This window comes from Actinomadura sp. 7K534 (genome assembly GCF_004348575.1).
Classification (GTDB): Bacteria; Actinomycetota; Actinomycetes; order Streptosporangiales; family Streptosporangiaceae; genus Spirillospora; species Spirillospora livida.
Genome location: NZ_SMKB01000228.1, coordinates 1 through 11316, shown reverse-complemented (window position 1 = coordinate 11316; position 11316 = coordinate 1). Strand labels below are relative to the sequence as shown.

At 73.6% G+C, this 11316-nt stretch carries 9 protein-coding genes; 5 read left to right on the top strand and 4 right to left on the bottom strand.

The features are described 5' to 3' along the window. Positions 1-153 precede the first annotated feature (153 nt). Entirely contained in the window at positions 154-3009 is a 2856-nt protein-coding gene (locus E1266_RS30255) for a hypothetical protein (protein WP_132052830.1), read from the bottom strand. Positions 3010-3174: 165 nt separating this feature from the next. On the opposite strand from E1266_RS30255, the gene E1266_RS30250 reads away from it, so the two are divergent. Next, the gene (locus E1266_RS30250) at positions 3175-3531 is read left to right on the top strand and encodes a hypothetical protein (protein ID WP_132052828.1); all 357 of its coding nucleotides are present in this window, start codon (positions 3175-3177) and stop codon (positions 3529-3531) included. 10 nt (positions 3532-3541) lie between these two features. Continuing rightward, on the top strand, positions 3542-4678 hold the full coding sequence (gene serC, locus E1266_RS30245) for a phosphoserine transaminase (protein WP_132052826.1): 1137 nt from the start codon (positions 3542-3544) through the stop codon (positions 4676-4678). A gap of 65 nt (positions 4679-4743) precedes the next feature. On the opposite strand, the gene E1266_RS30240 is transcribed toward serC, so the two are convergent. After that, positions 4744-5667 carry a hypothetical protein gene (locus E1266_RS30240; RefSeq protein WP_165966268.1) on the bottom strand — a complete coding sequence of 308 codons (924 nt, stop codon included), beginning with the start codon at positions 5665-5667 and terminating at the stop codon, positions 4744-4746. Positions 5668-5683: 16 nt separating this feature from the next. Here E1266_RS30240 and E1266_RS38345 point away from each other — a divergent pair, with 16 nt between their 5' ends. The 3 genes from E1266_RS38345 (at position 5684) to E1266_RS30230 (ending at position 9266) form a co-directional block, all read left to right on the top strand. Next, on the top strand, positions 5684-5836 hold the full coding sequence (locus E1266_RS38345; RefSeq protein ID WP_165966267.1) for a hypothetical protein: 153 nt from the start codon (positions 5684-5686) through the stop codon (positions 5834-5836). A gap of 206 nt (positions 5837-6042) precedes the next feature. Continuing rightward, entirely contained in the window at positions 6043-6957 is a 915-nt protein-coding gene (locus E1266_RS30235; protein WP_243719064.1) for a hypothetical protein, read from the top strand. A 155-nt stretch (positions 6958-7112) separates the two neighbouring features. Continuing rightward, positions 7113-9266, top strand: a complete 2154-nt coding sequence (locus E1266_RS30230) for a hypothetical protein (protein WP_132052822.1) — start codon at positions 7113-7115, stop codon at positions 9264-9266. Here E1266_RS30230 and thpR read toward each other — a convergent pair. Together thpR and E1266_RS30220 are read right to left on the bottom strand one after the other, a co-directional pair. Beyond that, positions 9203-9826 (bottom strand): RNA 2',3'-cyclic phosphodiesterase, encoded by a 624-nt coding sequence (thpR, locus tag E1266_RS30225; protein ID WP_132052820.1) that lies wholly within the window; start codon positions 9824-9826, stop codon positions 9203-9205. The two genes, E1266_RS30230 and thpR, sit on opposite strands and share 64 nt — an antisense overlap. A 105-nt stretch (positions 9827-9931) precedes the next feature. Then, entirely contained in the window at positions 9932-11170 is a 1239-nt protein-coding gene (locus E1266_RS30220) for an MFS transporter (protein WP_132052832.1), read from the bottom strand. Between the last annotated feature and the right edge of the window lie 146 nt (positions 11171-11316).

Sequence of the window (11316 nt, the reverse complement as noted above, 5' to 3'; positions counted from 1 at the left end):
GTATAAGAGACAGTCACCACTGACTCCCGCGTCGTCCCGGGTAGCCGGAGCCATCCGGCTCCCGGACGACGAGGGTCACCTACCCAAGCCCAGGGCGGATACAAGACCCCGACCCCGCAACGGTCTAGCGCCTGACCGCCGAGGGCACTGCAATTAAGCCGGACAATCGGCTTTGCCCTGCTCGCCGGCGACCAGGCGGCCGCAGACCTGCTTGACCTCCGTGGTGCCGTCCGGCTGGATCGTCGCGAGCATGACCGGCTTTTCGGCGACCTGGTGGCCGGTGCCGCGGCTGGTGAAGCGGATGACGCCGCTGGCCCCGTTCCGCAGGACGTCGTGGTCGGGGTCGTTGAGCGCGGCGAACACCGATCCCGCCGAGGGCAGCGCCTTCTCCTGCCAGAACACCTTGCTCGCCACGGTCGCGACGAGGGTGGCCGCGTCGTAGGCGACGGCGGCGCGGGTGATCGAGGGCTGCTGGCCCTTGTTGTCCTCGTCCGTCATCTCCCGGACGGCGGGGTCGTAGTCCGAGTAGAACGTCTGCGGCGCCTGGTCGCCGATCCAGCGCCACGTCCACGCCTCCCTGGCCGCGAGCGGCGTGAAGTACAGGTCGAACGTGTTCTTGCGGCCGATCTCCGTGGCGTTGTCGCTGACGTACTTGGCGATCTCGTCGTCCGCCATGACCAGCGGCCTCCTGGGGCAGGACAGCTCCAGGACGCTGATGAACGAGCGGAACTCGTCCGACCGCCCGGCGTAGTAGAACAGGTCGGGCTGGTCCTGGCACGCCTCGCGGACGGCCTTGTCGAGCTCGCCGGAGTTGTTGTACGGACGCATGCGCACCCTGCGGCGCCCGAACGCCTCCGCGAACCCGGTGGCGAGGTTCTCGCTGTACAGGTCGTCCGGCTGGTCGTTGTAGATGACGACCGCGTTCTCCACCTTCCCGCCGCCGAGGTGCCCGTTGCGCGCCCAGTAGGCGGCGTGCCGGGCGGTCCGCGAGTTCGGGGAGGCCAGCCGGAAGTAGTAGGGCGAGAAGCCCGCGTCCCCGTCGAGCAGGGCCGTCCCGTCGTAGCTGTTGGCCGTGCCGACCAGCGGCAGCGCCGACTTGGCCAGCAGCCTGATCGCCTCCTGGGTCTGCCGGCGGCTCTGCTCGAAGCCGATCACCGCGACGATGGATCGGTCCGCCAGCGCCCGCTCGCGGATCTGCTCGGCGACCCGCACCGCGTAGCGGAACCGCGCGCCCGCGTTGGCGACCAGCACCCGCAGCCGCAGGTCGTCGCCCTCGGCGGAGTCGTTGAACCGCTGCTGCGCGATGGCCAGCCCGATCAGCTCGCCCTGGACGCCGGCGAGCAGGTCGATCCGGTGGTTCTTGATGGACGGGTCGGCGGTCACGGGGCCGAGGTACACGACGGTCGCGTACGGCTTGCCGGACTCCATGACGTGGTCGTTCAGCTCCTCGATCTCGTCGAGGACCTTGTTCAGCCGGTTGTCGTTGTTCCGGCCGCCGGAGTCCACGCCGAAGCGGAACGACCCGTCGGTGATCCCGACGCACTCCCCGTTGCCGGTCCGCGCGATCTCGAACGCCGAGCAGTACCGCACCACCTGGACCGAGATCACCGTGATGGACGCCGCCGCGACCGCGAACATCGCGATCCACGGCAGCGCGGGGTGCGCGAGCCGGGGGCGGCGCCGCACGGGCCGGACGGGCGGCAGGTCGCCGCCCGGGTCGCGGCTGATGTCGACGCGCAGCTCGCGGCGGGAGCCGAGGGCGCCGACGCGGCGCTGCTCGCGGGCGTACCGGTCCCAGAGGCCGCGCGCGGCGACGACGCTCTGCGGCTCGCCGGACGCCATGTCCACGCGCACCGCCTGCGCGATCCGGTCGAGGAGCCTCCTGCCGGACGGGGCGGCCGGGCCGTCCTCGGCGGGCGTCGCCGGGTCGACGCCGGCGACGACGACCAGCGGGTCGAAGCCGGGGAGCCCCTCGCCGGCCTGGCTGTCGGCTCGGACCCGCTCGATCAGCTCGATGAGCTGCACGCCCGGATGCCCCGCGGGCAGGTGCTCCAGGAGCAGCACCGGGTAGCGGACCCGCGCCCACGCCGCCCGCCGGTAGTCGCGCCGGTAGTTGCGGCGGAGGTCCTCCAGGAACGCGGCGACGAGGAGCAGGTCGAGCTGCTCCCCGTGGTCGTCGGGCTCGACCGGGCGCGGGTCGAACACGCCCAGGGCGAAGCCGAGGAAGCCGGTGGAGTCGCGGTCGACGTACGGCTGGCGGAGGAACCACCCGTACCGGTACACCCCGTACCAGCCACGCGTCCTGGCGACGATCTGCACGGCGACGAACGCCAGCCCGACCACGGCGGCGAACACGGCCGTGGCCAGGTCGATGGCCGCGGCCGTCCCGGCGCTGACCAGCGCGACGACCGCGACGCCGAGCGGGGCGATCTGCTCCAGGAACGACAGGAACGCCGCGGACCGGCTGGGCGGCTCCTCCAGGTCGCGCAGGACGTCCCGCCCGCGCCTGCGGATCACCCGGTTGAGCTCGCGGCGGCGCGCGTTCTCGTTGTCGCCGACGGGCGGGTGGGTGAGCCGCCGGACGAGCCGGTGGTTCTCCCGCTCGGCGGACGACGCGCCGCGCGGCGGCGGGCGGTCCCCGGCGCGCCGGATGTCCCGCAGGTCGCGCAGCCACAGCGCCATCTCCAGCATCGGGAAGCGCAGCGGCGGCTCTCCCCGGCCGCGGCTGCTGGGCTGCGACAGCTCCCGCTTGGCCTCCCGGAGGACGCCCGCGACGTCGGTGGCCGGGGTGTCGGCCGCGATGTGCGAGACCGGGGCCCGCTCGTCCTCGCACCGGGACTTGAGCAGCTCGGCGGCGTGCGAGGTGGCGCGTGCGGGGCCGAGCAGTAAGAGCAGCGGCCGCAGCCGCTCGCGCCATCGCCACGGCGGCCGCTCCCGCAGCCGTTCGAACAGGTCGAGCACTCCGCGCAGCCGGTCCTCGCTCAAGGTCCGCTCGCCGTCGCCCGCCATCGCCGACCCTCGCTTCCCGCTCGCCGCCCGCCCGCGACCGCCCGCCGATCGCGGCTCCTCCGTCCTTCGACGCCGCGGCTCCCGGAAAGGATCGAAGTTTTCCACTGAACATGCCACCCAGCATGAAAATCGGCCACCTTGCTCGCTTTTGCCATGATTGGCGCCATGAGTGTTGCTGCGGACGACGAACCGCTCGAAGGCGACATCGGCCCCGCGGCGGACGCGGGGGCGTCGCGGACGGCGGGCGCGCCCGCGCCGCGGAAGGCCGACGCGGCCGAGGAGCTGCGGCGTTACGAGGCGGAGCGGGAGGAGCGCCGCCGCCGGACCAACGCCCTGTCGGGACGGATCACCACCGCGCTCGCCGCCCTGCTCCTGGCGTTCCTGGCGTACGACTCCGCCCGCACCGCCCTGACGGCGCGCTCCAGGGGCGACGATTGGATCTACCCGCCGCTGGTCATCGCGGGCATTTGCACAATCGCGCTTGTGACCCTGCTTGCGTGGGCCGTACGGCGGGTGAAGTAGCCTTTTGCGAGTGACCGACAGCGCTGATCCCACTATCGACATTCCCGCCGATCTCAAGCCCGCCGACGGCCGCTTCGGATGCGGCCCGTCGAAGGTCCGTCCCGAGCAGCTGGCCGCGCTCGCCGGGTCCGGCGCCGCCTACATGGGGACCTCGCACCGGCAGAAGCCGGTCAAGTCCCTGGTCGGACGGGTCCGCAAGGGGCTGGCGGAGCTGTTCTCGCTGCCCGAGGGGTACGAGGTCCTGCTCGGCAACGGCGGCACCACCGCGTTCTGGGACGCCGCCGCGTTCGGGCTCGTCCGGCAGCGGTCGCAGCACCTGACGTTCGGCGAGTTCTCCAGCAAGTTCGCCAAGGTCACCACGAGCGCGCCGTGGCTGGGCGAGCCGACCGTCATCTCGAGCCCGCCCGGGTCGCACCCGGAGGCGTCGGCCGAGGAGGACGCGGACGCCTACGCCCTCACGCACAACGAGACCTCGACCGGTGTCGCGATGCCGATCCGGCGCCCCGCGGGTACGACCGCCCGCGACGGGCTCGTGCTGGTGGACGCCACCTCCGGCGCGGGCGGCCTGCCCGTCGACGTCGCCGAGACCGACGTCTACTACTTCGCGCCGCAGAAGTGCTTCGCCGCGGACGGCGGCCTCTGGGTGGCGCTCGCGTCCCCGGCGGCGCTGGAGCGGATCGAAGAGATCGCCATGTCCGACCGGTACATCCCGGAGTCGCTCAACCTGAAGACCGCCCGGGACAACTCCGCCAAGGACCAGACCTACAACACGCCCGCCGTGGCGACGCTGCTGCTCTTCGCCGAGCAGGTCGAGTGGATGAACGCCCAGGGCGGCCTGGACTGGACCACGTCCCGCACGGCCGACTCGTCCCAGCGGCTCTACACGTGGGCGGACAAGACCGCCTACACGACGCCGTTCGTCGTGGACCCCGCGCAGCGTTCGCAGGTTGTCGGCACGGTCGACTTCAACGACGACGTGGACGCGGCGGCCGTCGCCAAGATCCTGCGGGCCAACGGCATCGTGGACACCGAGCCCTACCGGAAGCTGGGCCGCAACCAGCTCCGCGTCGGCATGTTCCCCGCCATCGACCCCGACGACGTGGAAGCCCTGACCGCCTGCATCGACTACGTCGTCGAGCGGCTCTAGTCCGGGGCCTCTAGTCCGGGGCCTCTAGTCCGGGGCCTCTAGTCCGGGGCCTCTAGTCCGGGGGCTCAGGCCGCGGTCGGGACCGGGGCGGTGCCGCCCGGACGCTGCACGACGCGGTGGCTCAGGCCGGCCCGGTCGCACTGCTCGTCGGCGAGGGTGAAGCCCGTCCAGACGCGGTCGTCCATGTCGGTGTCGCGGGCCGTGGGCCGGAAGTTCGCCGTGGCCAGCACCTCGGGCAGGTCACGGCGTCCGGGGCGCCGCTCCATGCCGATCTTGAGGTAGGTGCCCTCGCGGAGCATGACGACGGTCGCGAACCGCGCCCGGGTGTGCTCCTCCGCCTCCCGGAACCAGCGCGGGTTGGAGGCCCAGTAGATGTTCTGCTCGGTGTCGACGGCGATCGTCAGGGGGCTGAGCGCCGCGCGGGCCAGGTGCACCTCGGTCGGGCGGTCCCGGTGGACCCAGGCCAGCGCGGCGCGTCCGACCAGCGTCTCGAGGACGCCGGTCACGGCGGACGCGTCGGCGCAGCCGGCGAGGAGCTGGAAGACGGGCTCGCTGTCGGTCGTCCCGGACGCGGGCGGCAGCGCGTGCCGCGACCGCAGGTCACCGGCGTCGATGTCGCCGTTGTGCGTGGCCACGATCGCGGCGCCCCCGTCCCCCGCCGCCGGGACGGCCATCGGGCTGGCGTTCGCCGGGTGGGCCGGGGAGCCCTGCGTGGCCCAGCGGGTGTGGCCGAGGACGACCGGCGCGCGGTCGAGTTCGGGGAGGAGCTCCGGCCGCCACAGCGCCGAGAACCGGCCGCGGGCCGACAGCACGCGGCAGCCGTCCCCGCACCCGGTCCCGCTGCCGAAGGCCGCCCCGCCCAGGCCCGGCCATCCCCCGAGGAGGGCCAGGCCCGCCGAGTCCGTGCCGCGCTCCTCCGCGAGCATGCCCAGCGTGACGAACACGTCCGACGCCGCTCCGGCGTCGGCGGCGAACGGTGAGCGCACCATCCCGAACAATCCGCACATGCCAGATGAGATGCAGATCATGGGCGGCCGGTTCGCGCCGGGCACGGAGCCGAATAAGCTCGGCAGCGTGAACCGCGCGCCCCGATGGCTGCTTCCCACCGTGCTGACCGCGCTCGTGCTGACCGTGGTCGTCGGTGCGCTGCTGTCCTGATGGCGCGGGCTGAGCCCGAGCGCGCGGGGCGGACGAGCGGCGGGACGCGGAACGGGGATGATCAGGCCATGTCATGGTGCCGTGCGCGTCCCTTTCGTCCCGCCCGATCCCGCCGTTTCGCATCCCGATCGGCCCGTGCCGGTGCGGCGCTGGCCCTGGCCGGAACGTTCGTCTGGCTGCCGTCCCCCGCGTCCGCCGAGGAGCAGGTGGCCTTCACGATCCGGGACGAGCGGATCACCGAGTCGAGCGGCCTGGCGGTCAGCCGGCGGCACAAGGGCGTCGTCTACACGCACAACGACTCGGGCGACGTCCCGTCCATCTTCGCGCTCGGCCCGGACGGGGGCGTGCGGGCCGTGCTGACCCTCGGCGGCGCGAACGCCCGCGACTGGGAGGACATCGCGGTCGGGCAGGACGAGCGCGGCCGCCCGGCGATCTTCGTCGGGGACATCGGCGACAACCTCGGCGGCGCGTGGCCGTACGTGACCGTGTACCGGATCCCCGAGCCCGCCCGGCTGCGGAGCCAGACCATCCGCGCCACCGCCTTCAAGATCAAGTACGCGGACGGGCCGCGCAACGCCGAGACCCTGATGATCAACCCGAAGACCAACCGGCTCTACCTCGCCAGCAAGCTGTTCGGCGGCAAGGTGTACGAGGCCCCGGCGCGGCTGCGGACCGGCGGCTTCAACGTCGTGCGGGAGGTCTCCGGCGCGCCGCCCATCGCGACCGGCGGCGCGTTCTCCCCCGACGGGCGCACCTGCGTCATCCGGACCTACCTCGGCGCCCGCCTCTACTCGGTGAACCCGGACGGCTCCCCCGGCAAGTCGCTGACGTCGATCGGCCTGCCGGCGCAGAAGCAGGGCGAGTCGGTGACCTACACCGCCGACGGCACGGCCCTCCTGGCGGGGTCGGAGGGGACGGACCAGCCGGTGTACCGGATCCCGCTCCCGGAGGAGGCGCTGCCTTCCAAGGCGCCGTCCCAGGCGCCGTCGCCGGAGAACGCGGGATCGTCCGGCGGCGCCGGTGAGGAGGGCAAGGACGCCTCCAGCACCAGGACGGGCCTGTTCCTGGCGCTGGCCATCGCCGCCGCCGTCGGATACGGGCTGCTGCGCAAGCGGGGATAGGGGTCGTAGGGGGAGTCGTACGGGAAGCCGCAGGGAAGAGGGTTGACGGGAGTGATGGGGCGACCTGACCGGCACGATGGAAGTCGGTGGCGGTGGGCGGCCAGTTGCCGGAAGGAGGCGACGGTCCCGCGGGGACCCGTGTGAGGATGCGGACTGTGGAGCATGAGCTGGTGGGCCTCGCGGGTCCCGGTGGCCGTTGGCGTCCCGTCGCCGCCGGTCCGTTCGCTCTTCTGGCGGTGGTGCTGGCGCTGATGCCGATCCGCCCGGTGTGGCTGTGGGCGACGCTGCTCGGTGTCGTCGCCGCCGTTCCGTGGCTGCTCGGCGCGGCCCCGGAGGCGCGCCGCCGGCGTCCCCGGCCGTACTGGCGGCTGTCCGCGGCGGGCTTGGAGCGGATCGCGCCGGACGGGCAGACGATGGTCTCCTACGAGCGGTCCCGTATCGAGGCGCTGGCCATCACCACCGGCGACGGCGTGCTCACCGTGTTCCACCGGTTCGGGCGCACCGCGGTGGGCGGGATGACGGCGATGGGCATGGAGCCCCTCACCGTGTTCGTGACGGCGCGCCGGCTGGGCCTTCCCGTGCACGTCCTGGACGGCGAGGCGACCGACCTGCTGGACCCCGCGCTGGACGAGGCCCTGCGCGTCCCAGGGCTGGACGACGACACTCCAGAGGGGAGCGCCCTGCCGCGCGACCACGCCGCGGAGAAGCGCCTGCTCGACCAGGAGGCGGCCCTGCTGGCCGCGGCCCACGAGCCGTCCGCCCAGCGGACCGACGACCGCGGCCGGGCCGCCGGCAAGGGGCGGGGCCGGGGCCGGACCGGCGCGGAGCACCGGCTGGACACGCCCGAGCCGCTGCCCAGCCGCCGCCGGATCGTGCTCCTCGGCGCGCTGGTCGCCCTGCTCGCCGCCGTGATGATCGTCCGGATCGCGGTGGACGGGACCGGCGGGTTCGGCGCCAGGCTCGCGGCCGGCTGCTGGGTGCTCGCGGCGATCGCGGGCGTCCTGCTGGCCCGCCGCCGGCTGCTGCGCGCCGCGCAGATCCGCTGGACGATCACGGCGGAGCGGCTGCGGGTCCGGACCCGCCCCGGCCGCCGCCGCGAGGCGCAGGACCTGCGGGCCGGGGACGTCGCCGCCGTCGTCGTCGGGCCGGGCCTGCGCCTGGACCCGGTGAGCGGCGATCCGCGCCGCGCCGACCTCGCCGCGCTCGCGTTCGGGCACCGGCTGGAGCTCGTCGCCCGGCTGCCCGCGCACGGGCTCGACGGCTTCCAGCTCGCGCACGCTCTCGACGACCACGGCTACCGGGTGATCACGCCGGGGGCGCGGACGCCGCGCCGCCCCGAGTACGGCCTGGAGGGGCTCCCCGAGATCTTCGCGCAGGTGCCGGGCGGCCGGCTGGTCGTCGCCGACGGCGGGCTCGGCTGGGCCGACGCCGCCGGGGACGTCGTGCTGAAGATGCCCGAGGACCGCATCGGCGGCATCGAGCTGCTGACCATCGCCGGGCACGCGTGGGTCCGGCTGTACGACACCGACGGCGACGAGTTCTTCGCCGCGCCCCTGTCGGCGCTGCGGATCTCCCGTACCGACCTGCGCGACTCGGCCCGCCGCGCCGGGCTGCCGGTCAACGACGCCGAGTACGACGCCTACATGAGCGCCGCGTTCCACACGGCCGTGTCCACGCTCGCCGCCCCGGAGCCGGTGGCCGAGCCCGAACCGGCGACCGCCGTGCTGCCCTCGCAGAGCGCCGGGCAGGAGGGCACGGCGCCCCGGCCGGAGCGTCCCGGCGAGCAGGACCTCACGTTCTCCGCCCTGCCGCCGCCCGGCCCGGCGACCGCGCCCGGCGCGCTGCTGGACGCGACCCGCCGGTCCCGTGCGGGCACGTACGCGATGAGCGTGCTCCTGTGCGAGGCCGTCGCGCTGCTGGGCGCGGTGTGGCTCGGCCCAGAGCTGGGCGGGTTCAACGCCACGGCGAGCTGGTCGGTGCCCGCGGGGCTCGTCATCGGCCTTGTCGGCTACTGGCTCTACGACCGCAACCGTTCACAGCTGCGCGTGTCGTCCGCGGGGCTCGCGGTCGTGACCAAGCGCGGCAGGGTCGAGTGGGATCTGCCCCGCGACCGCATCGGCGGCGTCGGCATCGACGAGGCGCATGAGCGTATGCCGCGCCTCGTGGTGTGGGGGCCGTCCGGGCGGGTGCTGCGCCAGGTCACGTTCCCGCCCGACCTGGACGAGCTGCGCCGCGCCTGCGAGCGCTACGGCGTCCCCTGGGGGCCGCCGGACGCGGACCTGCCCGCGCCCCCGCCGCCCGAACTCTGACGCAGCGACCACGTCTTCAGCGACTCGTACGTCACCTGGCTGTAGTCCTTGCCGGGGAGGTGGCTGCGCATCAGGTGGACGGAGTCGGCCGTCCACGCGGCGCCCGCGAACGCCGACAGCGACTCCACGAGTGGCCGCACGTCCACGGGCTTTCTGGAGCGGGCCAGGGTGAGGTGGGGGCGGAAGCCGCGGTGCTTGTCGGGCAGCGTCCCGACGCGGCGTCCGGCGGCGGTGGTGGACGCCGCGAGCCGCGCGATGCGGCGGCGGTCGCCGAACAGGCCCGTCCACAGGACGCGGGCGTGCGCGCCGCTGCCGGGGAACGCGCCCGCGCCCGCCAGCGACAGCGACATCCGCTCGTGCCGGCCGACGGCGCGCTCCAGCCGGGGCAGGAGCCGGTCCAGGGTGCGGTCGTCCACCTCACCGAGGAACGTCAGCGTGACGTGCAGCAGCTCGCGGCGGACCCAGCTCAGCTCGGAGATCGCGTCGTGGTGCGGGAGGACGGCCTCCTCCAGCTCATCCAGGATGTCCGGTGGCGGCACGAGCGCCACGAAAAGCCTCATGGGAACGTCCGGAGGGCCACCCCGCAAGCATTTCAGCAGATGGCACCCGTTGTCACGCCGATCGGTCGCCTTTGCGCCCGCTCTGTAGCCATATGTCGGTTCCGGTCAGGCTCTGGCGGGGCGCCGTCCGAGGACGCGGGCGAGCGTGGGGCGGATCGACCCGCGGGCGGCCAGCGCGCCCACGGCGAGTGCGGCGAGGGCGGAGATCAGGCCGCCGAGGATGAGCGACATCCGGGCGCCGAAGTGCTCGGCGAGCCAGCCGACGGTGGGCGCGCCCACCGGGTTCGATCCGAGGAACACGAGCATGTAGAGCCCCATCACCCGCCCGCGCATCTCCGGCGCGACCCCGAGCTGGACGGTGGCGTTGGCCGCCGTCGTGATCGTCATCATCACGATGCCGGTGGGGATCAGCAGCAGCAGGAACGACCAGTACGTCGGCATCAGGCCGGTGACGATCTCCAGCACGCCGAACAGCACGCCCATCCCGACCAGCAGCCGGAGCCGCGGCCGGGTGACCCGCCGCGCGGCCAGCAGCGCGCCGCTGAGCGCGCCGAGCGCGAGCATGCTGGACGCGAGCCCGAACGCGGACGCACCGGTGTTGAAGACCTCCGTGGCGATCAGCGCCACCGTCGTGGAGAAGTTCATCCCGAACATGGCGATGAACCCGATGAACACCATGACCAGCGTCAGGTCGCGGCGTCCGCGCACGTAGCGCAGGCCCTCGCGGAGCTGGCCCTTGGCGCGCTTCACCGGCTCCGCCGGGTACAGCTCTCCGGTCCGCATCGCGTAGAGGCCGAACAGCACGGCACCGAACGACGCCGCGTTCACCAGGAACACCGGCCCGGTGCCGATCATCGCGATCAGCACGCCCGCGACGGCGGGGCCGAGCAGGCGGGCGCCGTTGAAGGTGGCGCTGTTCAGCGCGATCGCGTTCGGCAGGTCGCGCCGGCCGACCATCTCGATGACGAACGACTGGCGGGTCGGGTTGTCGACGACGGTCGCGAGCCCGAGCCCGAAGGCCAGCACGTACACGTGCCACACCTGCGCCATGCCGGTCACCGCGAGCAGGCCGAGGATGAGCGCGAGCACGCCCATCGACACCTGCGTCAGCACCAGGATGCGGCGCTTGGGGTAGCGGTCGGCGATGACGCCGCCCCACAGGCCGAACAGGAGCATGGGCAGGAACTGGAGGCCGGTGGTGATGCCGAGCGCGGTGCCGCTGCCGTGCGCGAGTTCGAGGACGAGCCAGTCCTGCGCGATCCGCTGCATCCACGTCCCGGTGTTGGAGACGACCTGCCCGGCCGCGAACAGCCGGTAGTTGCGGTTGCGCAGGGACCGGAACATGCCTCCGGACCGAGGGTCCTCGGGCTCCTCGGCCTCGTCGGCCTTGGTGGGTTGCTCGGGTTCTTCGGGGTCGTTCAGGGCGGGTGCGGCGTCGGCGCCGCCCGGGGGCTCGGACGCTCTGCTCTCATCCGTGAGCGGGGTGGCGG